The organism is Acinetobacter sp. TSRC1-2, assembly GCF_049895885.1.
Classification (GTDB): Bacteria; Pseudomonadota; Gammaproteobacteria; order Pseudomonadales; family Moraxellaceae; genus Acinetobacter.
Genome location: NZ_JAFCTF010000009.1, coordinates 66,704 through 87,866, shown reverse-complemented (window position 1 = coordinate 87,866; position 21,163 = coordinate 66,704). Strand labels below are relative to the sequence as shown.

Annotated in this window: 20 protein-coding genes; 11 read left to right on the top strand and 9 right to left on the bottom strand. The window is 39.3% G+C overall.

Features of this window, described 5'->3' with window-relative positions; translation table 11 throughout:
* Positions 1 to 6 precede the first annotated feature (6 nt).
* The 3 genes from ACP69Y_RS10810 to ACP69Y_RS10800 form a co-directional block, all read right to left on the bottom strand.
* Positions 7 to 1,257 carry a serine hydrolase domain-containing protein gene (locus tag ACP69Y_RS10810; protein WP_425918400.1) on the bottom strand — a complete coding sequence of 417 codons (1,251 nt, stop codon included), beginning with the start codon at positions 1,255 to 1,257 and terminating at the stop codon, positions 7 to 9.
* Between the two features lie 93 nt (positions 1,258 to 1,350).
* A complete protein-coding gene (locus tag ACP69Y_RS10805) occupies positions 1,351 to 2,205 on the bottom strand; it encodes a MaoC family dehydratase (protein ID WP_425918399.1) in 855 nt (284 codons plus the stop codon).
* Positions 2,206 to 2,426: 221 nt separating this feature from the next.
* Positions 2,427 to 3,818 carry a 3-oxoacyl-ACP reductase gene (locus ACP69Y_RS10800; protein WP_425918398.1) on the bottom strand — a complete coding sequence of 464 codons (1,392 nt, stop codon included), beginning with the start codon at positions 3,816 to 3,818 and terminating at the stop codon, positions 2,427 to 2,429.
* 241 nt (positions 3,819 to 4,059) lie between these two features.
* Here ACP69Y_RS10800 and ACP69Y_RS10795 point away from each other — a divergent pair, with 241 nt between their 5' ends.
* Entirely contained in the window at positions 4,060 to 5,568 is a 1,509-nt protein-coding gene (locus tag ACP69Y_RS10795) for an acetyl-CoA C-acetyltransferase (protein WP_425918397.1), read from the top strand.
* Between the two features lie 87 nt (positions 5,569 to 5,655).
* Here the strand turns inward: ACP69Y_RS10795 and ACP69Y_RS10790 are convergent, their stop codons facing one another.
* Positions 5,656 to 6,183: a hypothetical protein gene (locus ACP69Y_RS10790; protein ID WP_425918396.1), complete on the bottom strand. Its 528-nt coding sequence runs from the start codon at positions 6,181 to 6,183 to the stop codon at positions 5,656 to 5,658.
* Positions 6,184 to 6,445: 262 nt separating this feature from the next.
* Positions 6,446 to 6,886, bottom strand: coding sequence for a chlorhexidine efflux PACE transporter AceI (gene aceI / locus ACP69Y_RS10785; RefSeq protein WP_425918395.1), 441 nt, complete (start codon positions 6,884 to 6,886; stop codon positions 6,446 to 6,448).
* A gap of 84 nt (positions 6,887 to 6,970) precedes the next feature.
* Here aceI and ACP69Y_RS10780 point away from each other — a divergent pair, with 84 nt between their 5' ends.
* The 4 genes from ACP69Y_RS10780 to ACP69Y_RS10765 all read left to right on the top strand — a co-directional run bounded on the left by ACP69Y_RS10780 (position 6,971) and on the right by ACP69Y_RS10765 (position 10,986).
* A complete protein-coding gene (locus ACP69Y_RS10780) occupies positions 6,971 to 7,861 on the top strand; it encodes a LysR family transcriptional regulator (RefSeq protein ID WP_425918394.1) in 891 nt (296 codons plus the stop codon).
* Between the two features lie 85 nt (positions 7,862 to 7,946).
* The gene (gene tal, locus ACP69Y_RS10775; protein ID WP_425918393.1) at positions 7,947 to 8,936 is read left to right on the top strand and encodes a transaldolase; all 990 of its coding nucleotides are present in this window, start codon (positions 7,947 to 7,949) and stop codon (positions 8,934 to 8,936) included.
* 83 nt (positions 8,937 to 9,019) lie between these two features.
* Positions 9,020 to 9,670 carry a leucine efflux protein LeuE gene (gene leuE / locus ACP69Y_RS10770; RefSeq protein ID WP_425918392.1) on the top strand — a complete coding sequence of 217 codons (651 nt, stop codon included), beginning with the start codon at positions 9,020 to 9,022 and terminating at the stop codon, positions 9,668 to 9,670.
* A gap of 134 nt (positions 9,671 to 9,804) precedes the next feature.
* A complete protein-coding gene (locus tag ACP69Y_RS10765; protein ID WP_425918391.1) occupies positions 9,805 to 10,986 on the top strand; it encodes a benzoate/H(+) symporter BenE family transporter in 1,182 nt (393 codons plus the stop codon).
* Positions 10,987 to 11,126: 140 nt separating this feature from the next.
* Here ACP69Y_RS10765 and ACP69Y_RS10760 read toward each other — a convergent pair whose 3' ends face one another.
* Together ACP69Y_RS10760 and ACP69Y_RS10755 are read right to left on the bottom strand one after the other, a co-directional pair.
* A complete protein-coding gene (locus ACP69Y_RS10760) occupies positions 11,127 to 11,471 on the bottom strand; it encodes a DMT family transporter (RefSeq protein WP_425918390.1) in 345 nt (114 codons plus the stop codon).
* Between the two features lie 81 nt (positions 11,472 to 11,552).
* Positions 11,553 to 12,560, bottom strand: coding sequence for an alpha/beta hydrolase (locus tag ACP69Y_RS10755; protein ID WP_425918389.1), 1,008 nt, complete (start codon positions 12,558 to 12,560; stop codon positions 11,553 to 11,555).
* 272 nt (positions 12,561 to 12,832) lie between these two features.
* Here ACP69Y_RS10755 and ACP69Y_RS10750 point away from each other — a divergent pair, with 272 nt between their 5' ends.
* Positions 12,833 to 13,276 (top strand): universal stress protein, encoded by a 444-nt coding sequence (locus tag ACP69Y_RS10750; RefSeq protein ID WP_425918388.1) that lies wholly within the window; start codon positions 12,833 to 12,835, stop codon positions 13,274 to 13,276.
* Positions 13,277 to 13,409: 133 nt separating this feature from the next.
* Positions 13,410 to 13,853: a universal stress protein gene (locus tag ACP69Y_RS10745; protein WP_425918387.1), complete on the top strand. Its 444-nt coding sequence runs from the start codon at positions 13,410 to 13,412 to the stop codon at positions 13,851 to 13,853.
* A gap of 222 nt (positions 13,854 to 14,075) precedes the next feature.
* On the opposite strand, the gene ACP69Y_RS10740 is transcribed toward ACP69Y_RS10745, so the two are convergent.
* Both ACP69Y_RS10740 and pepN read right to left on the bottom strand, forming a co-directional pair.
* On the bottom strand, positions 14,076 to 14,288 hold the full coding sequence (locus ACP69Y_RS10740; protein WP_425918386.1) for a hypothetical protein: 213 nt from the start codon (positions 14,286 to 14,288) through the stop codon (positions 14,076 to 14,078).
* 300 nt (positions 14,289 to 14,588) lie between these two features.
* Positions 14,589 to 17,195: an aminopeptidase N gene (gene pepN, locus ACP69Y_RS10735; RefSeq protein ID WP_425918385.1), complete on the bottom strand. Its 2,607-nt coding sequence runs from the start codon at positions 17,193 to 17,195 to the stop codon at positions 14,589 to 14,591.
* A gap of 421 nt (positions 17,196 to 17,616) precedes the next feature.
* Here pepN and ACP69Y_RS10730 point away from each other — a divergent pair, with 421 nt between their 5' ends.
* The 4 genes from ACP69Y_RS10730 (at position 17,617) to ACP69Y_RS10715 (ending at position 21,156) form a co-directional block, all read left to right on the top strand.
* On the top strand, positions 17,617 to 17,880 hold the full coding sequence (locus ACP69Y_RS10730) for a hypothetical protein (RefSeq protein ID WP_425918384.1): 264 nt from the start codon (positions 17,617 to 17,619) through the stop codon (positions 17,878 to 17,880).
* A gap of 231 nt (positions 17,881 to 18,111) precedes the next feature.
* Entirely contained in the window at positions 18,112 to 19,275 is a 1,164-nt protein-coding gene (locus ACP69Y_RS10725; RefSeq protein WP_425918383.1) for a hypothetical protein, read from the top strand.
* A 72-nt stretch (positions 19,276 to 19,347) separates the two neighbouring features.
* Entirely contained in the window at positions 19,348 to 20,169 is an 822-nt protein-coding gene (thiM, locus tag ACP69Y_RS10720) for a hydroxyethylthiazole kinase (RefSeq protein ID WP_425918382.1), read from the top strand.
* A 93-nt stretch (positions 20,170 to 20,262) separates the two neighbouring features.
* Positions 20,263 to 21,156: a LysR substrate-binding domain-containing protein gene (locus tag ACP69Y_RS10715; protein ID WP_425918381.1), complete on the top strand. Its 894-nt coding sequence runs from the start codon at positions 20,263 to 20,265 to the stop codon at positions 21,154 to 21,156.
* Positions 21,157 to 21,163 lie beyond the last annotated feature (7 nt).

Genomic DNA, 21,163 nt, shown 5'->3' with positions numbered 1-21,163 from the left:
TACCGTTTAAAACCATCCCTTACGCCCTGTTAATGCTGCATCTGCGCAACGTAAAGTTGCTTGAGTTAAACCCCACAGACGATAATCACCCGCAATCGAACCTGTAGCAAAATTATGAGTATAAGCAAAACTTAAATGACGTTCCGGATCACACCACGCCCCAGAACCATTGAAGCCCATATGCCCAAACCCTCTTGATGATTTCCCTAAGGTTAAAACCCGATGATAGCCCAAACGCCAATGCATAGGTAAAGGCATAATACGGTCACGCTTGGTATATTGAACTGCACTCAAATTTTTAAAAATATTTGGGCGAATCAATTGCTGACCGTTCCATTCTCCACCATTTGCCAGCATGGCATAAATTTTCGCCAGACTATTTGCAGTAAAAACTCCATTTGCAGCAGGAATTACGGCTTTTAAACCTTCATCGCTAAAGAAACTGAATTTTTTCATTCCCTTGGGAATCATAGCATCCTGGAAGTCTTGGGGGTTTTGTCCTGACCACTCAACTACTTTGTCAAATAGTGAAGCTTTTTTGGGTTGCGGTTTTGCTTGCAATGAAGGCTTTGCTTCTGTTTTTAATTTTACCAATGGTCTTGCAACCCGAGCCAACTCAGCTTCAGCAATACCAAAGTACGCCCCATCTAATGCCAATGGTTCAACCAAATACTGTTGCATTAAATCTGACAGCGGTTTTCCTGTGGCCTTTTCAAGCGCGCCACCCACTTGCCAGCCAAAAGTTAAGGGTTGATAAGCTGCATCCACGCCTAATTCAAAACGTGGTTTTGCTTTTGCAATGACATCAAGCATATGTGACCAGTCTGCCATCTCCGATGCATCAGCAATATGATTGCGAATGTCATACAAACCACTTTGATGGCTCAGTATATATCTTAACGTGATTTTCGCTTTACCATTCTGTGAAAATTCAGGCCAATACTGTGCAACCGGCGTGTCGTAATCTAAAAAACCTTCGCTCACTAAAATATGAGCCAGTGTCGAAAGTACACCTTTACCCGTGGAATAGCACACGGACAGAGTATCGGATTGCCAGTTTTCAGTTGTTGATTTTTTACCTGTGTAAATATCAACGACTTTTTGCCCTTGGAAATAAACGACTAGGGCTGCCCCACCTAAATCTGTCCGTGCATCCTGCATACGGCTAAATTGTTTGGCGAGGTCTTTAAAACGCTTATCCACCTGACCTTGATAATTTTCTGTATTGGCGAAGATATATTCTTTTATTTTGTTCATTAAACTGTGCTTTCCCTAAACCAGTCATTATTTGTTATTTACCCGAAGCTTAAAATAAAAAAGCCTAAATCAGCAGTGACTTAGGCTTTGCAATTATAGAGCTTTAATACTACCCAATACATGCGGTTTTTGGTTCTTGGTATTTCGAATCAGGAATTCGATGTCTTTACCTTTATTGGCAGTTAAAAACTCAACTTTAGATGGCAAGTACATTGGCAACTTAAACCATACATCTGCTTCATAGCTGTCTGGAAGCGTTAAGCTTGCCAGTGCTTTGGCTTTGCTCCACATGCCATGGGCAATAGCTTGTTTAAAACCAAAGGCTTTTGCGGTAATGGCATGAATGTGAATCAGGTTAAAATCACCCGAAGTTAAAGCATAACGGCGACCGGTATTCTCCGATACATTCCACTCTGCTTGCACTTCATATGCAGGTACTTTTGATTCAGCGACTTTAGCTGCAACTTTGCCATTGGTTTTTTGGCGCGCAAGATAAGTGGTTGTACCTTCCATAACCACTTGATTGCCTATTTTTGCAGTGGTAATGAAGTCAAACTGGACGCCTTTGTCATGTGCTTGTAATTCACCAAACTTGCAAGATAACGTCAGCTGTTCATTTACCCCAACTTTACGGGTTTGCTTAATCTGGTTACGAATATGCACCAGCCCTAAAATCGCAAATGGAAACGCTTCTTGCGTCATCATGTGCATTTGCAGGCTTTGAGACAGCACCGCCAAATAAATGGCTGGAATATAACCGTTATTCTTAAAGCCACAAACTTCATTGTAAGCTTTTAAATGTTTTTGATCGACCTTGAATGAATCCACCACATATTCAACTTGCGGTAGTACTTTTTCACCCTTCGGCTTTTTAAAAATTAGGCCTTGAATCACTTTCGGATAGGCTAAATAAGGTTTTGGAAGTTGACTAAAATGGCGAGTATTCATTCTGGACCTTTATAAAATTCTTTCTTATCTGAAAAGTCCTCTCTCCCTTGAAGGGAGAGAGTTAGAGAGAGGGTAATTATTAAAATAAGTTACCTCTCCTATCATTAATCCCTCCTTGCGCAGCAGTGCTGCTCACACTTTAAAAAGGGAGGAGTTCTCCATTATCTAAACTTTTGGAGAAAGTCCTTCTTTAATAAAGGAGAAATGAGGACGATTTTAAATTAAGCACCCAACAAGCTTTGACCACACACACGAACCACGTTGCCATTTAAACCTGTAGAAGCAGAAGATGCAAATAATGCAATCGTTTCAGCAACATCGATAGGTAAACCGCCTTGACTCATCGAGTTCATGCGGCGACCTGCTTCACGAATCGCAAATGGAATTGCAGCAGTCATTTGCGTTTCGATAAAACCAGGCGCAACAGCGTTAATGGTTACGCCATTTTTCAATATTGGTGCAGTAAATTTCACTACACCAATTACACCCGCTTTAGATGCTGCATAGTTGGTTTGACCCAAATTACCTGCAATACCTGAAATTGAAGATACGCAAACAATACGACCATTGGCATTAAAGCCGTCATTTTCAAGCAAGTAATCATTCACACGTTCAATTGCAGACAAGTTGATGTTGATGACCAAATCCCATAGCTCAGGCTTCATGTTTGCCAAAGTTTTGTCACGGGTAATTCCGGCATTATGAACGATAATATCCAGACCACCTTGAGCAGCCGCAGCGGCTTTAATTTTTTCACCAGCATCATTGGCTGTGATATCGATTGCTAAAGTCGAACCACCAATTTCACCCGCAACACGATCAAGATCCGCCTGTTGTTGTGGCACATCCAAACAAATGACATGCGCGCCATCACGTGACAATACATGTGCAATTGCTTCACCGATCCCACGGCTCGCACCCGTGACTACTGCAGTTTTACCTGCCAGCGGTTTTGCCCAATCGATATCGACAGTTTCAGCTTTAGAGACACGAATAACTTGACCAGACACATACGCTGAACGTGGAGACAAGGCAAAACGAACTGTAGATTCAAGATTGGCTTCAGCGCCTTCATCGACATAGACCAGCTGCGCAGCAATACCTTTTTTAAATTCTTTACCCACAGATTTTACAAAACCTTCAAGCGCACGTTGTGCAATCGCCTGTTTTACTGTTTTTGCAGTTTCAGGGGTAATACCGACAACCACTACACGACCAGAAGTCTGAATTTGGCGTGCAATCGGATTAAAGAAGTTATAAAGCTCTTTGAGTTGTTCAGAATTTTGAATACCCGATGCATCAAAAATCACAGCTTTAAACTTAGATTCTTTGTCACCTTCATTGAACGCACTCAGGCTTAAACCTGTTTTTGCTGCAGCTTGTTGTAATTCAGTATTGTTGCCTGCATAGCTGTTGGCGTGAATGTTTGCAAGAACTTGCGCAATTGAACCCGATAAAGTTGAAGATGATGCAGCACCAAATAAAACTGCTCCCTTAACGACCGGAGTGGCCGACTCAAAACGGTCTAAAGAAATCGGTGCTGGCAAACCTAAATTTTTAATGACAAATTTACCAATAGGAGATTTCGCGAATGTTTGGTATTGGTCAGTCATGTTTATTATCTCTCATACAAATTAATTTTTGATGGGTTTGAAGATATTCTTTTAACTTCAATATGATGTTTAGAGTCTTATATTTCAATACATCCATCAGTTTCTATAGAATCATACTTGAGTTAAACCATGGATGTCTTGACCTGAATGCTTTGTATAATGTCATTGTAGTCAATTCAGCTATTTTTAGATTGTGTTAATGTACACGCCAAGAATACTGTAAAATGCTTGGAAAAGCCTTATGAGCAATACCACTCAAGAAAATCCAACAGTTGAAAATTCTGCGACGGAAACTGTGTCAAATACATCAAAAAGTACCGCGCGTACAACTAAAAGTTCTGGCACTGCCATTAAGTCAGCAACCAAGACGACTCGTACCCGTTCAACGTCGCCTCGTGGTAAAAGTACTGCTTCAACTCCAAAAAAATCTGAATCTACCACTCAAACTGCTGTTTCACAGGATAAATCCATGAGTCAAAACACTGTTCGTCGCGTTGCTATTATCGGTGGTAACCGCATTCCTTTCGCTCGTTCAAACGGCGCTTATTTCACTGCCTCTAACTCAGACATGTTTACAGCAGTATTGAATGGTCTGGTTGAGCGTTTTAACCTGCAAGGTCAACGTCTGGGCGAAGTCGTTGCAGGGGCAGTTTTAAAACACAGTCGTGACTTTAACATGACTCGTGAGTGTGTGTTAAACACTGAACTTGCTCCAGAAACACCTGCTTACGATATTCAGCAAGCATGTGGTACTGGTTTACAAGCTGCGTTCCTTGTTGCAAACAAAATTGCCTTGGGTCAAATTGAAGTGGGTGTTGCAGGCGGTGTAGATACCACTTCTGATGCACCAATTGCGTTCGGTGACGGTTTACGTAAAGCTTTACTTGAATTGAACATTGCAAAAACGGCTAAAGACCGTTTAAAAGCGTTAACTAAAATTAATCTGAAAGATTTGATGGATGCCCCTAAAAATGGTGAGCCACGTACAGGTCTGTCTATGGGTGATCATCAAGCAATCACAGCGCTTGAATGGGGTATTGCTCGTGAAGCACAAGATGAACTTGCTGCATCTTCACATCAAAAAATGGCGGCAGCTTACGAAGAAGGTTTCTTCGACGACCTGATTACACCATTCTTAGGTCTAGAACGTGACAATAACTTGCGTGCGGACTCATCTGTAGAAAAACTGGCAAAATTAAAGCCTGCTTTTGGTAAGGGCGATGCACGTACCATGACTGCGGGTAACTCTACTCCGCTGACTGATGGTGCTTCTTGTGTACTTTTAGCTTCTGAAGAATGGGCGAAAGCCAATGGTCATGAAGTTCTTGCTTACTTAACATTCCAAGAAACTGCTGCAGTAGACTTCGTTGAGAAAAAAGAAGGTCTATTGATGGCGCCTGCTTATGCAGTTCCACGTATGCTTGAGCGTGCCGGTATCACCTTACAAGATTTTGACTATTACGAAATTCACGAAGCTTTTGCATCACAAGTGCTTTCTACATTGAAAGCTTGGGAAGATCCAAAATTCTGTAAAGAACGTTTAGGCTTGGATGCACCACTCGGTTCAATTGACCGTTCTAAATTAAACGTAAAAGGCTCATCTTTAGCAGCAGGCCACCCATTTGCAGCGACTGGCGGTCGTATTATTGCCACTGCAGCAAAACTGATTAACCAAAAAGGTTCAGGCCGTGTGCTTGTTTCAATCTGTGCTGCGGGTGGTCAAGGTGTAACAGCGATTATTGAAAAATAAGCTCGCTAGGTCTTTCTGAACAAGAAGCCCTCGGAAGTTAAACTTCCGAGGGCTTCTTAATTTTATAAATTGACTAGAATTTAAAGCTTATCGTGTAGCACGATTCCAAGCTTCCTTAACTGCAATTCTAGCTTCATTCCACGTAAGACGAGACAGTCCCTTCTCATGATCCCATTTAATTTTTAGATCGCTTTCAACATCTTCAAAACGCGTATTTGATTCATATTGAGGGCGGGCTTTATAACCAATTCGATAAGCATTTTCATAATCTCGCTCATAATCTAAGTCTGAATAAGTGGTAAGCGTTTCTGCATAGTAAGGAGTAGTGTGCGCTGTTTCTCTCCAATAGGCCTCTTCTTCGGTCGGGTTAACTGCTTCAGCAGCTCCTTTACCCGCTAAGCCACCGACAACTGCTCCCACAGCACCACCAACTATTGCTCCAACTGGACCACCCATTGCTCCAACTGCTGCTCCAGCGACTGCACCTCCAGCTGCACCCACACCAGTTCCTACTGGATGTGCACCTGGCTCACCTGTAATTGGATCTGCATTCAAATCATCTCGAGCATCTTTAGGAAGGTTTTTTACAACGTCACGATCAAAATTGTCATTCATCTTCGTATTATCCTTTTATCATGCTTTTAAAATTAGGTTTAAAATAACTTTTAAGAAAAAAATATGCACTTTTCTCATATTTAAGCAGTGCAATATTTAATATAGAGGAGATGAGACCGCTTATATGCTTCAAAATGTCAGTTTTAAGTTAAGGTATGTACAATGTTGTATATAAAACATTTCACTCTACTTACCTAGACCGATAACAATTATTTTTTGAATATATGCTATTAAAAATAATTATTTACTTGTATAGCAATAATTAATTCTCTATAAATTGCTGATGAGTTCGCTTAAGTCTTAGATGATTTTCAATAGCGTCATAACACCATTGGAAAATAAAGGTATATACCAAAATACACATGGTCATACTTAAATCGAGCAAAATAGCCTGTCCAATGCTCATCTCCAAAGCATAAGCCACCATTGGAATGGTGGCTAACATCAGCCCACCTTCAAAACCGATCGCATGCAGAATACGCACACCTACCGTCCTTTTTAAATAACGCTTGGCTTCAAACTTTTCAAAGAAATGGTTAAAAATCATATTCCAGAATACTGAAGTTACTGCCATCACAACACCAAGTGTTCCAGTCACCTCCATCGGCATATCAAAAATAAAGCTCAAGGCAATCGCAATGATAACCAACAGGATGATTTCATAGCTCAGCGCATGGACAATCCTTCTTTTGGAAATCAACATTTTAATACTCATTCATTTGGGTAAATGCATTTTATTTTGATATTATTGATTAATTGAATTAGATTCTTTCAAAAGTTTTGATAGATGAATATTAACCAAGAACAACTGATTATTTTTAAGACTGTCATCGAAAGTGGTTCATTTTCTGCTGCCGCAAGAAAGCTGGGAAAAGTTCCTTCTGCGGTGAGTATATCGATTGCCAATTTAGAGATAGATTTGAATTTATCGCTATTCCAACGTGTTGGACGCGAGCCGGTTCCCACGCCTCAGGCGCTTACCTTGTATGAAAAAACAGAACAACTCTTAATCGAAATCAATCAATGGAAACAGCATGCTTTTGCTTTAAGCGAAGGCTTGGAATCTTCTTTAAATATTGTGGTGGTAACCGAACTGTTACACACTCACTGGACAGATTATATTTCACTGATTGAAAAACAATTTCCGGAACTGCAAATCAATATTTTTTCAGCACCGCAAGAAGATGCTTTAAAAATGCTGCTCAATCAGACGGCACAATTGGCACTAATGTTTGAACGTGAACAATTGGAAAGTCGTGAACAGTTTGTCGAACTTAAACGTGAAGCGTTGGTGCCGGTAGCCGCAATTGACTCGCCGTTAGCTGCATTTGAACAAGTAAGCTATGAGCAAATTTTGCAAAACCGGCAAATTGTGGTGGCCAGTCGTGACCGGACCATTAAACCTGAATTGCTATTTTCAAAAAAATACTGGCGTACTGACAACAATCATTCCGCCTGTTCCATGATTATGCAAGATTTGGGTTGGGGGGTGTTACCTTTGGAAATGTTGAATCAAAATCCTCATATTAAGCAGCAACTTAAAATTTTAAACTTTTTAGATTTCAGTCCTAAATTTGAATATTTTGTTGATTTGGTTTGGAGTCGAGAAAGTCAGCTGGGTGCGGCTGCTCATTTTTTGATTAATCACATCCGAAATTCGCGGAAAAACACAAAATAGACAGGCCTTATACATGCTTTTTACTTGGGTTAAAAGCAGATTGTGATATAACCAATGCAGGGAAATAACTTTAAGAACTAGACCAATGACTCAATCTGCCTTAAACCAATTAAAAAACCTAACCACACTTGTTGCCGATAGTAGTGACCTTTCCGCTATTGAAAAATTCCGTCCACTGGATGCAACCACTAATCCTTCTCTAATTACAGCGGCTGCAAATCAGCCTGAAAACAAGCAACTGATTGAAGATGCATTTGAACAAGCAAGGTCTGAAGATTATAACGGTGATCTTTTAGTTGAACGTACGATTGATATACTTACGGTCAAGTTTGGAGTTGAAATTCTTAAGCTGATTGAAGGTCGTGTCTCGACTGAGGTTGATGCGTCTTTGTCTTATGACACCGATGAAACTGTCGCTAAAGCCAAAGAACTACTTGCACTCTATAAAGCCTATGGCATTGACCAAAATCGTATCTTGATTAAAATTGCTTCGACTTGGGAAGGCATTCAAGCGGCTAAAATTTTAGAAGCCGAGGGCATTCACTGTAACCTCACTTTATTGTTTGGTTTACATCAAGCCCAAGCCTGTGCAGAAGCCAATGTAACGCTGATTTCACCTTTTGTCGGTCGTATTTTAGACTGGTACAAGAAAGCAGAAAATGTAGATCATTACCCGATTGATAAAGATCCGGGTGTACTTTCAGTGAAACAGATTTACCATTTCTACAAACAGCACTGTATTAAAACGGAAATTATGGGCGCAAGCTTCCGAAGTATTGATCAAGTTCTCGGATTAGCCGGCTGTGACCTGCTTACGGTTTCGCCTAACCTTTTGGCAGAACTTGAACAAGATCAACGTGAAGTCGTCCCTCAACTTTCAAACAATCATGCACAAGCCCATTGTCAGCGTATTGTTACAGCTTTAACCAAAGAAACCTTCAAGCAACAAATTGAACATGACTTGATGTCTTCGCAGCTTTTACAGAGCGGCATTGACGGCTTTATTAAAGCGCGTGATCAATTAAGTACATTACTTCGCCATTCTTTTGGCTTAGATGCTGAAATACAAGCTTAAAATACCAATATTGCGCCATCGAAAAGCCGATTTTGTTATAGTGAACAAGTCGGCTTTTTTCATTGTTTGAGAGTGTATTTATTGTGTTCGGCATAACCGATCTTCCTACCTATATTATTGGCACAACCTTAATTGTGCTGTTGCCGGGACCCAATTCTTTATACGTGATGTCTATTGCTTCACGTTTTGGCATTAAAGCCGGCTATAAAAGTGCCTTTGGTGTTTATACCGGTGACCTCATTTTAATTTTACTCACCGCACTTGGCGCAGCTTCATTACTGCATGCTTTCCCGTGGTTATTTATCTTACTAAAAATTATTGGTGCCTTTTATCTCAGTTATTTGGGCATCAAATTGCTCATAGCAGCCTATCACACTTGGAATGCTGTTCACTCACAGAAAGAAATTGCAATCGCTGAAAAAAACATTGAGCAATTGCAGCCATTTAAAACTGCACTCACGATTAGTATTTTAAATCCAAAAGCGATTCTGTTTTATTTGTCCTTCTTTGTTCAGTTTGTAGATCCTGCTTATCCATACCCTGCAATTACCTTTACCGCCCTTGCCGTAGTATTACAGATCATTAGTATGAGTTATTTAACTGTGCTGATTTTTTCAGGTGCAAAACTCGCCACCTATTTTACTCACCGTTATAAAGTGACTGCATCCTGTGTTGCTGCTGTTGGAATTTTATTTTGCGGTTTCGGATTTAAGCTTGCGACAACGACTTTGTAAATTTCGAGTCCTGTTAAATAATTAAACCTATAACAACGCTATTTATTATTTCAATTATGCCTTTGCGCTTAAAAATGAAAGGCGTATGATTATTACGCTTTTCAACCATTAAAAATGATCATTGCAAAGGATTTATGCAAAAATTTCTTCAAGACTTTTCTATTCCTGCTGTATTTGCAGGTTTCATTACTTTTCTGATTGGTATTAGTGTTTCTGCGGTTTTAGTGATTCAAGCCGCGCAAATATTAGGTGCGACACCAGAACAAATCACCTCCTGGTTTTGGGCATTAGGCTTAGGAATTGGAATATCGGGTTTAATTTTATCGTGGAAGTTTAAATATCCTGTTGCAACCTCTTGGTCTACTGCAGGGCTTGCACTCATTTTAGCGACAGGTAGCGGCTACAGCTTATACGAAGCCATTGGTGCATTTTTTATCTGCGGGCTACTCACTGCAATTTTAGGCTTTTTAGGTATCTTTCAGAAAGTCTTATCCTATATTCCGCAAAGCCTAACCAGTGCTATGCTTGCTGGGGTATTGCTCAAATTTGGCATCGCACTTTTTGCCAGCATGCAAAATGATTGGGGTTTTATTCTTTCACTTTTGGCCGTTTACATTCTATCTAAACGACTGTCACCACGTTATAGCATCGTGATTACGGTCATTGCCGGGTTAATCCTTTGTCCCCTGTTTATGCAGTTTCATACCCCAGTTTTACAATGGAGCCTAGCCAAACCTGTATGGATGATGCCTGAATTCACCTGGTCAGCTCTTTTTGGGTTAGCCCTGCCTTTATTTGTGATTAACATGGCATCTCAATATTTGCCGGGAATTGCCATGATCAAAAGCTATGGCTATCAACCGCATGTCAACCAGCTTATTGGTTGGACCGGGATCGCTCAAACACTGTTTGCGCCTTTTGGTTGCTATAGTGTCAATATTGCTGCCATTAGTGCTGCAGTCAGTTTAGATGATCAAGTGCATCCAGATCCTCAAAAACGCTATATTGCAGGAATAAGCTGTGGCTTTTTTTATATTGTGATGGGTATTTTCGCAGCAACACTGACCAGCTTACTTATGTCATTTCCACACATTTTTATTGTGGCTCTTGCGGGGATTGCTTTGTTTGGCACTATCAGTCACAACATTGCCATTGCCTTTCAAGATGTTAGTGAACGAGAGGCTGCTTTAATGACCTTCTTATTCAGTGCTTCAGGCATACAGTTCTTCGGGATTGGTTCCGCGTTCTGGGGATTATTATTTGGTTTTGCAGTGTCAATCATATTGAAGTTTAGGGCACAGCCTTCATCCAAATAACGTAGGTTCTCACAACTTATATCCCTGAATTGGGATATAAGTTATTTTAGCTACTGGTATTTTTCCTACAAATTTCGGTATTTGATCGCCCGATCATTTTTAAATAAAGTTATTTTTTAAAATGAAGTCATTTTTTAAAATTAATGTCCTACTGATTTAGAAAAGACATTCATTACAATTACACCACCCACAATCATGGCTATTCCAATCACAGCAGGCCCATCCAGACTTTGCCGGAATATGAAAAAACCAATTAAAGCGGTCAAAATAATACCAACTCCTCCCCATATGGCATAAGCAATGCCTAAAGGAATAGTTTTAATCACCTGAGACAATAAATAAAATGAAATGACATAAAAGATAAAAACTAAAAGGCTTGGACCCAATTTAGTAAAACCTTCAGATTTCACCAAAAAAGTTGAGCCTGTCACTTCAGAAATAATGGCTAAGGCAAGTAAAGCATAGGCAATAAAAACAGGATTCATATCCGCCTCCTAAAACTATACTCATCAAAAGAGTAGCTCATGTATTTTAATAAAATTTTTCAAATAAAATGACAGTAAGCCTTATTTAAAAACTGAAGGACTATATTTTTGAATAAATTGAATAGTCTGTTGAAATGTCTGCTGACTGGCTTTTTTACTCATTATGAATTGATATTCATGTACTAAGAACTCTTTGGAGTTTGGATAAAATACTTCGGTAACAGGTATGTTCTGATTCATCAAAGCTTTTACAAAGGGTACAGATTGTGTGTTGGTTAAAAAGTCTTTATTCCCGCCACTAATCAATACCGGTGGATAATTCGCTGTTAAATATTGAATTGGAGATATACCCTTTAAAAATTCTGCATCGTCTTTTTTATTGCCTGTATAGGCTTGAACCAGGTTAAATATGCCCCACTGGATTAATTTCAATTCATCTGGCGCAGTATTAACAAAAGCATTCATATCATAAATACCGCAATGTAAAATCAGGCCTTTAATCTGGGCACGTTGAATCAATGGCCTAACACCAGACTGCTGAGCAAAATCTGGATGACTGATTAAAGCTGCATAATGACTGACTAGATTCGCACCTGCCGAATCACCCGCCAAATATAATTGATTGGCATTAATATGATATTCCTGCGCATGCTCGGTTATGAATTTTAAAGCCTGATTAATTTGTAGCAGCTGATTTGGATAAGTCACTTTGGGTGCAAACTGATATTGCACTGAAACCACGTTATAACCTTGGTTAGCTAAGAGTTTAAAATAGCCACGTGCATGTTCTTTAGAACCTGAAACCCATCCACCCCCATGAACCCAAACTACGGTTGGACGTGGCTGAAGTTGCATCACATTTTTAGGCTGATACACATCCAAGGTTAATGAGGGTTGCTGCATATACATAATATTTTTCTGCACCAAAACCTCTTGGGGTGCATATTTATCAATCATCTTCTTTTGCATATTAGTAGAAGCATTAAAAACACTTGCAATCACTTTGGTACTACTTTGTGTATTCTGACAACCGCTACTGTGTAGAGCAGCAATTAAACACAGACTTAAACCGAAAAATTTTGAATACACAGGCTTCCCTTATTGAACTTATTTCGCCTGCAATTTGTTGGAGACGGTAATATTTTTGAGCATTTTAATACTTGTCTAAACATTTAGAAATATTTATGTAAATGTTGAGTTTTCAACTCAGAATTATATGCAAAACAGAACACACTTATATGCATGATTTTTAAATAATTTAGTGAATTTTAAATCATTTATCACAGTCTAAATTGATCAAAGCATGACAATGTGCTATCTATAATTAATAGCTACATAATAAACACCAAGGAACAAGTCTTATGTCTTATCAAAATATTTTAGTCCCAGTTGACGGTTCTGACATTTCATTATCTGCAGTTAAAAATGCAGCTCAAATTGCCCAAGCTTTTGGTGGTCAATTAACATTAATCAGTTTAGTCACTGAAGATCCGTTTTCTGATGCAGACTTTTATTATCCATCTCCCATTATGAAAGAATATTTCGTCCAGGCGTATGCCAATGCTGAAAAAGCATTGAAACAGGCTCAAGCCATTGCCAGTGAAAATGGTGTTACTGCCAACATTCAGGTCGTTAAAGGCAATGTCTCTGAAGAAGGGATTATTGAAACTGCAGAAAAATTAAAAATTGATTTGATTGTTATGGGTTCACATGGCCGTAAAGGTTTTCAAAAGTTCTTGCTGGGGAGCTTTGCTCAAGATGTTTTAAAAGGCACAAAACTTCCTGTTTTAATTGTTAAAGAATAAGGATTTATCAATAAATCCTGCAGTTGATGTAGGGTTTATTTGGGTCTTTTAATGATCCTCGCATTTATCATAATGACTGACTATCACAATTAAAAAATCTTTCCAATTCAGCTATATTCATAAGGATAATTTCATGACCTATAAACATATTCTGGTTCCAGTAGATGAATCTCCTATTTCTTATGCAGCTGTTGAACAAGCATTATCTTTAGCCAAAGCGCTCCATTGCCAAGTCACGATTACCAGTGTGATTGCTGTAGATCCATTTGTCGGTGTGGACTTTTATAAAGTCGCGCCTGCGATTACAGATTACTTTATACAAGCTGAAAAAAATGCGCAGTTGCGCTTAGCTGAGATCAAGCAATCTTTTATTCGAGATAGCATTAATGTAGATACCAAAATTATTCGGGGTGTCTCGCCTGCTGAAGGAATCATTCATGTGGCTGATGAAGTCGGTGCTGATTTAATTATTATGGGCTCGCATGGTCGTACAGGATTTAAAAAATTAGTGTTGGGAAGTGTGGCGCAAGCCGTACTGACCCAATCGCCTATTCCGGTGCTGATTATAAAAGTTTAACCATAAGAGTCCCTAGATTTAGGGACTTTTTAACCAAGAGTTAAAGTAAAATATTGTTTTAATCATAGTCTTGCCTTATTCATTTTATAGTACGTGTCTCACTATAAAACAATAGATTCACTTCTAATGCTCAATAAGCCTTTTATTTAGCTTTGTATTTCTAAACCTACCGAAAAAATTCTTAATCCTTTTACAGCAATACTTCAATAATGGGTAAAAAATTTATTTGGAAATGTGTTGATGCAAGGTTTGAAGATAAATTTCTGCTTCAATTTTGCTGTCAAACGTTTTTTGATACGTGCCCATTGCTTGAATATTATTCGGCGTATATTCAATCACCACAATAAAATGTCCATCATTTGTACTTTTTGAAACTCGAATCGCAATAATATGTTGGGAGTTTAAATAAAAACCATCTTCAATTTTAACTAACAAAATCAATCTCCAGTCTACTTAATAAAATGACAGACTTAATCCAATGGCAATCTGCCTAAATAACAAAAGCTCATCTTGAGATGAGCTTTAATAGCATTATTTTACGCTATAAACGTGATTTAATCGACACTTTAAAAATAATCATTCCATAGAAAATATGTCTGATCCTTTTATCTTTTTAATTTAGTTATTCTAAACACCTGATCATTTATTCTTCCGTAAAATTACATTCTAAAATAAAAAAGCCTTTTCTCGGTTTTAATCAGGAAAAGGCCTTTAAGTCATTTAATGAAGGCTAAGTTAGATACTCAACATACCATTTAAAGTTTCCACTACATTTTTAGATTTCACTTGTGGTTTTAAAGCCTCTAGTGCAGTTTTTACTTCTGTCCGTTGTGGCTCTGCCAAGGTATACCAGCGAGAAAGCACTTGCAGTAAACGTGAACCCACAATCGGGTTTTTCTCATCCAGATATTTAGCCAGATCAATATAGTGTTGAACACCAAAACTCCAGGTATTGACTGGGTTGGCATTTAAACCACCACTCACTGAACGAATACGGTTTGGTGTACCCAAATCATAATCCGAATGTGAGGTTAGATATTTGATGGTTTCTACATTTGCTTTCGGATGCGCTGCTTGAACCATAAACCATTGATCTAAAGACAAGGCTTCATCTTCAAAGCGGCTGTAGAAGTCTGCCAACACTTCTTGGGCTTGTGGTGCATCATTCCAAACCAGGACTTTGAGCGCACCCAAACGTTCAGACATGTTGCCTGTGTGATATTGCTCATAAGCCAGATCAAAGGCAGAGGCATCACCTTGACGTGCAATCATACTCAGCATGATGTTTCTGAGTGCACGAACACCCATCGCCTGAGAGAATTCACTTTGATTATCTGGATCTAACTCTAAGTAAATCTCTTTACAGAATGCACCCAATTCACGTGCCAAGGTGTCTAGCAAAGCATTACGCTGTTCCTGGATTTTGGTAGGACGATAATCAGCATCAATACGGCTACCTAAATAACCTTCGGTCGGTACATCAAATAAACGCGAAGCCAATAATGGATCTTTTAGAATGACTTCAGGCAAGGTGTTTTTTATGGCTTGGATATAAATATCAGCATCATGACCGTTTAATAAAATACGTTCCAGCAAAGTTTGAGTGGCTTGCCATTGGTTGAAACCGTTGGTTTCATGTTGCAACAAGAATGCAAGCTCTTCGTCCGTGTAGTTGAACTCAAGATTGACCGGTGCAGAGAAATTACGCAGCAATGAAACTACCGGTTTGGCGGTTACACCGGTAAATTCAATAGTTGTCGAATCTGTATCAAATAAATACACGCCATCTTTTACAGCATTTTCAAACAGTGCTTCAGATTGCAACGTATATTGCTCACCTGTTTCCGCATTAAATAGTGCCAAAGCAACAGGAATTGGCACAGCTTTTAAGTCTGGATATTTAGGATGATCTTTTAACGATTGTTTCAAGCTTAAACGATAGGTTTGTTTCGCAGCATCGTACTCGCCTTTTGCTTTCAGTTTAGGCGTACCCGGTTGGTTGTACCAAATCAGGAATGCAGATAAATCCACACCAGAACCCGCAGTCAATGAAGAAATCCAGTCTTCAACCGTTACTGCCTGACCATCATGACGGCGGAAGTATTCGTCCGTGCCTTGACGGAATTTTTCTTTGCCAAGCAAGGTCGCCATCATGCGGTTAATTTCCGCACCTTTTTCATACACAGTTGCTGTATAGAAGTTATTAATTTCAACAAAGTGATCTGGACGTGGCGGATGCGATAACGGACCTGAATCTTCAGGAAATTGGTGCGCTTTCAAAACGGCAACATCATCAATACGTTGTACTGCAGCGGACTGTAAATCTTCCGAGAAAGACTGATCACGGAAAACGGTTAAACCTTCTTTTAAGCACAGTTGGAACCAGTCACGGCAAGTAATCCGGTTGCCAGTCCAGTTATGGAAGTATTCATGCGCAATCACAGACTGTACCCGCATAATCGCAGCATCAGTGGTGAATTCTTCATCGGCAAGGACACATGAAGTATTGAAAATGTTTAAGCCCTTATTTTCCATTGCACCCATGTTGAATGCACTCGTCGCCACAATCATATAGTTGTCCAAGTCATACGGACGACCATAATGTTCTTCATCCCATTGCATTGAGTGTTTGAGGGCTTCCATGGCAATGTGACATTTTGGAATATCTTTTTCTACCGCATAAATTTCGAGTGCGACGTTACGACCTTCCGAAGTCACATAAGAATCTTTTAGTACCGCCAAATCACCAATCACGCAGGCAAACAAATAGCTTGGTTTCTTGGTCGGATCTTCCCAAATGGTATAGTGACGACCTTCACCCGCTTCACCCGCTTCCATCAAGTTACCATTAGCTAAAAGTACAGGAAATTTTTTATCCGCTTCAACACGCGTAGTAAAGATAGACAGGACATCCGGACGGTCTGGATAGAAAGTGATTTTACGGAAACCTTCTGGTTCATTTTGAGTCACGAATAAATCGCTGCCCGCCTGATATAAACCTTCAAGTTGGGTATTGCTTTCAGGATGAATGACCACTGCAGTTTCAAGAATGACTTCATTTGGTGCATTGGCAATCACCAACTGTTCAGCATCCAATGTGTAGTCTGCTTCGGTTAACAGCTTACCGTTTAAAGTAATTGATTTTAATTCCAGGTCACGACCCAGCAGCACCAAATCCCCCGCTGTTTGGCGTTTCATCACCAATGTTGCATTAACATCGGTACGATCTGTATGAACTTGAATATCTAAGTTGATTGAATCAACCAAAAAAGAGGGTTTTTGATAGTCTTTTAAATAAACAGTTTGGTCTGCTTCAACCACTGGGTTTGCCGCGATATTCATATTATGTCCTAATCCTGCCGTTCGTAAGCCAAAACTTTGTTATTGTGAAACGTTTCGATCATACGACAACTTTCACAATCTGTCTGTGCGATTGATTTGAGTTATATATGGGCACATTGCTCACAATTTTCAATTCACTCGGTAAACATCCGTACAATTAATATTTCAGTTGCCTACTTAACATACGTGCAGTTAAAAATTATGCGGCATTACTCAAATAGCTTTCAGCAATGTAAATAGAAAATAACTGTATTTTGATATCTCTTTATATTATTTGAGCAAGATTTAACTGGCTTATAAACTGGCTTAACTCAAAGTGACAGATATTTTCAAGATGACTACATTTTGAGCACGTTTCTTGCTTGTATATATTTGTGTAAAGCGCACTATAAAATTAAGTCAAAATTAAAAGAGGTGTCCCATGTATCTAAAAGAACATATTGTCCGTGTGGAAAATATCAAGACCATGCAAACACTCGATGCTGCCGGAATTGATCACAAAGTGATTGCGATGTTTATGAGCTGTGAAGGTATTCCGATGCAATCGCCCGATATTTGCGCAATTTTGAATAATTACGATTCATTAGGCAGCAAAAAAATTCCATCTAAAAAGGTTCAGGCTTTAATTCAGGCAAAGCACTTAGGCGAGGAGGATGAGTCATTACCTTGCCCTGCTTCTTATTAATTAAAGAATTTAAATCCCCCCGATATTCTCTGATCTTATGGAGATGGAAGATTTGCTTTTCCATCTCCAGATAAATGAACAATAAATGCTTAGGCTATTTTTCAGAGCAAAGTTGGCCCATATTTTCCTGCTCACATTTATTATTCATTCAGCGCTATTCAATCACGTTACAATAAAAGAGATGTGTATAATCGTTTGAATGATTAACCAGACTTGTGATTGACTTTTTCCATGCTCCTTCAGATTCTGCAAAAACAGTTAGATGAAAGTACATCATGCCCTTTGTGTCAGGCATCCATGTTCTGGATTGAAGCAGAACAGTACGATCAAGCGCTTAATTTTCATGAATGTAGTCACTGCCAGCATCGAGTTTTTCAAGACGGACGCACCAACTGTCATTGTGACAAATGTCTAGTCAATCGAAAAAAGATGCTCACTGAAACGCGTCTGCAAGAACAACGCAAACTTAAATCAAAAAATAAAGATACGGTTGAATACCGACTGGATCAAATCAGTTTTCTGAATAAATTATTTTTACTGAGTATTTTGGACAATCAGGTTCAGGAACACACCACGCATCATGAATATATTGATTGGGAAAGCATTAAATACCATTCCATTACCCCGAACTATTTGTTCCAAAATTATTTGGTCAAGCAATTGGTAAAAGAACAAATCCTGATTGCCAAAGATTTTGCCGTTGAGGCACATCATTACTATGTCAATGTGCGTTTGGATGGATATTCTGAACCGAGTCTTTTTAGCATTACCCAGCAACTTCGCAACTGGTTTTATGAAAATTTAACTATGGGTGTGCCCTTTAAAAATGCCGATGAAGTTAAAAATGTGCTTTATTTAGCGCTGTATCAGGAAATTATTCAGTTTGCCCAGTTTTATTGCCGGACTTGGGGCATTCAAATTGCCGGAAATAACAGTTTTCAAACCTTTTGCTATCGCCTAATGGATTCATTGGCTGTGGGGCAAATTTATTATCTGGTGCAAACTGCATTGGAATATTTGCATCAACAGAAGGTCCTGCAAACACGGAATGAAAACTTTATTAATACCAATTTATTAAAGAAAACCTTACAGCAATATCGTGAACGCGCCGTGACAGAAAAATGGGAAACATCCACCCTGCCGCGTCCTCACAATATTCCTTTTAGCAAGATGAGTGAAATCCTGTTTTTCCGCTTTCTCGGCTATGATGAAAGTATTTTTTTCCAGCCGATTTGGCGGATATGGAAAAAGATTGAACCACGCTTAAGCTTCTATTCGCAAAAACGCTGTATGTATTGTGGTTCTAATGAGCTTACTGTCGATTATGATGCTGAAAATTATGTGACCTTATGCTGTCGCACCTGTAAGCATCAAGACCACTATTTTACCCAATAAAGTTTCACCCAATAAACGGTGATCAATATGTCTAGTCTCACCAACCCTCTATCTAACTTAAGGAATAATCCTATGGATCAAACTTCAACATTGGTCGGACATATTGTTGAAGCATGGACACAGTTGCAAACGGAGCAGCCTTTAGTGCAATGCATTACCAATAGCGTTGCAGCCAATTATGCAGCCAATGTTTTGCTGGCCGCCGGTGCTTCTCCTGCCATGATTGATAATCCATTCGAAGCCGAAAGTTTTACCACTATTTCCGCTGCGCTCAGCATTAATCTGGGCACACCAACCAATGAACAGATGCAGGCGATGCAAATTTCTGCACACACGGCGCAGCGTACCAATACCCCTTGGGTGCTTGACCCAGTCGGCTATGGTCCAATTTTAAAATGGCGTTCGGATATGGTGGATGAATTACTGCAATACAATCCAACGGTTATTCGTGGTAATGCTTCAGAAATCAGCACCCTTGCAGGCAATCAGGTGTCATCCAAAGGTGTCGACAGTACTTTAGACAGTGCCGATGTGTATCACCAGGCAAAAGTGCTATTAGCACATGCTGAATGTATTGCCATTTCAGGTGAATCTGATTTTATTTTAAGCAAAGAACTTGATGCCGTGATTCAAGTCAATGGTGGCTCTTATTTACAACCGAAAGTCACCGCGACTGGCTGTGCGCTCGGTGCTTTAATTGCTGCTTACTGTGCCGTAACCACACCGACTATTGCCACTATTGCTGCACATACCCATTTTGCCATTGCAGGAAAATTGGCGTTTGAAAAAGCACAAACGATTGGTCAGTTTAATGTTGCATTTATGGATTACATTCACAGTCTAAATCCAGATTTAATTCAACAATATGCTGATATCAAAATACTGGAAATCTAAGCCATACCCTTATCCGTATTGATAATTCTGTACAGATCTTTATTTTAGTTTTCAAGCAGCAGCGTAGAATCGTTTTACAGCAGGACATACTCAATGGAACTTAGACATTTACGTTACTTTGTGGCTTTGGCTGAAGAACTCAATTTTACCCGTGCTGCGCAAAAACTCTGTACCGTTCAACCTTCCCTCAGTCAGCAAATTAAAGATTTAGAGGAAGAAGTGGGTGTACAACTGATTGACCGCAGTGCACGCAAAATTGCTCTGACTGCAGAAGGTCAAGGTTTTTTAAAATATGCCCTGGAATCCATTAAATACGCAGAACTTGCCGTCGCTCATGCACGTCAAATCGCCAATCAAGGTCAGCAACAGCTGTTTATTGGCGTATTGCATGTTGCGGAAATGACCATTATTCCTCAAATCATTCAACGGGTTCGCGCTCAATTTCCACAAGTCGATCTTAAAATTAGGAGTTTATCCTGTAGCGAACAGGTCCAAGCGTTAAAAAATTCCGAACTGGATTTAATTTTTAGTCGCGTGTGTATTGATGATCCGGTGTATACCAGCACGATGCTGTTTGAAGAAAAATTATTATTCGTCGCCCATCAAAACTATATTGCCCATCGTAAGATTCAAGACTTAAGGCAAATTCAAAACGATGACTTTATTGTCTGCGACCAGCTATTTTCGCCATTTTTCTACCAGCGAATTGAAGAGTTCACGCAAAAAGAAAATTTAAGACTGCAATATAAATATCAAGTTACCAATGCCTTACAGCATATTAATCTCATTAATATGGGTTTGGGTTGGAGCTTTATTCCTGAATATGCACGGCAGTTACTCAACTCGAATGTACAGTCGATTGAACTGAAACAGAACTTGCCGACCTTACCGCTATATGCCAGTTATCGAACAGATGCTGAAAATCCGATTTTGCAATTTACCGCAAAAATCATTCAGCAATCTGTTCAACAGCAAGTTTCAAAATAACTTTTAA

Excerpts from the sequence above, each read along its gene's own strand:
- ACP69Y_RS10765 (WP_425918391.1), top strand. The coding sequence starts at position 9,805 with ATGCAAAAATTTCTTCAAGACTTTTCTATTCCTGCTGTATTTGCAGGT.
- tal (WP_425918393.1), top strand. The coding sequence starts at position 7,947 with ATGACTCAATCTGCCTTAAACCAATTAAAAAACCTAACCACACTTGTT.
- pepN (WP_425918385.1), bottom strand. The coding sequence starts at position 17,195 with ATGAATATCGCGGCAAACCCAGTGGTTGAAGCAGACCAAACTGTTTAT.
- ACP69Y_RS10800 (WP_425918398.1), bottom strand. The coding sequence starts at position 3,818 with ATGACTGACCAATACCAAACATTCGCGAAATCTCCTATTGGTAAATTT.
- ACP69Y_RS10805 (WP_425918399.1), bottom strand. The coding sequence starts at position 2,205 with ATGAATACTCGCCATTTTAGTCAACTTCCAAAACCTTATTTAGCCTAT.
- ACP69Y_RS10715 (WP_425918381.1), top strand. The coding sequence starts at position 20,263 with ATGGAACTTAGACATTTACGTTACTTTGTGGCTTTGGCTGAAGAACTC.
- ACP69Y_RS10795 (WP_425918397.1), top strand. The coding sequence starts at position 4,060 with ATGAGCAATACCACTCAAGAAAATCCAACAGTTGAAAATTCTGCGACG.
- ACP69Y_RS10810 (WP_425918400.1), bottom strand. The coding sequence starts at position 1,257 with ATGAACAAAATAAAAGAATATATCTTCGCCAATACAGAAAATTATCAA.
- ACP69Y_RS10790 (WP_425918396.1), bottom strand. The coding sequence starts at position 6,183 with ATGAATGACAATTTTGATCGTGACGTTGTAAAAAACCTTCCTAAAGAT.
- ACP69Y_RS10780 (WP_425918394.1), top strand. The coding sequence starts at position 6,971 with ATGAATATTAACCAAGAACAACTGATTATTTTTAAGACTGTCATCGAA.
- ACP69Y_RS10745 (WP_425918387.1), top strand. The coding sequence starts at position 13,410 with ATGACCTATAAACATATTCTGGTTCCAGTAGATGAATCTCCTATTTCT.
- ACP69Y_RS10750 (WP_425918388.1), top strand. The coding sequence starts at position 12,833 with ATGTCTTATCAAAATATTTTAGTCCCAGTTGACGGTTCTGACATTTCA.
- ACP69Y_RS10730 (WP_425918384.1), top strand. The coding sequence starts at position 17,617 with ATGTATCTAAAAGAACATATTGTCCGTGTGGAAAATATCAAGACCATG.
- ACP69Y_RS10760 (WP_425918390.1), bottom strand. The coding sequence starts at position 11,471 with ATGAATCCTGTTTTTATTGCCTATGCTTTACTTGCCTTAGCCATTATT.
- ACP69Y_RS10725 (WP_425918383.1), top strand. The coding sequence starts at position 18,112 with ATGCTCCTTCAGATTCTGCAAAAACAGTTAGATGAAAGTACATCATGC.
- thiM (WP_425918382.1), top strand. The coding sequence starts at position 19,348 with ATGGATCAAACTTCAACATTGGTCGGACATATTGTTGAAGCATGGACA.
- aceI (WP_425918395.1), bottom strand. The coding sequence starts at position 6,886 with ATGTTGATTTCCAAAAGAAGGATTGTCCATGCGCTGAGCTATGAAATC.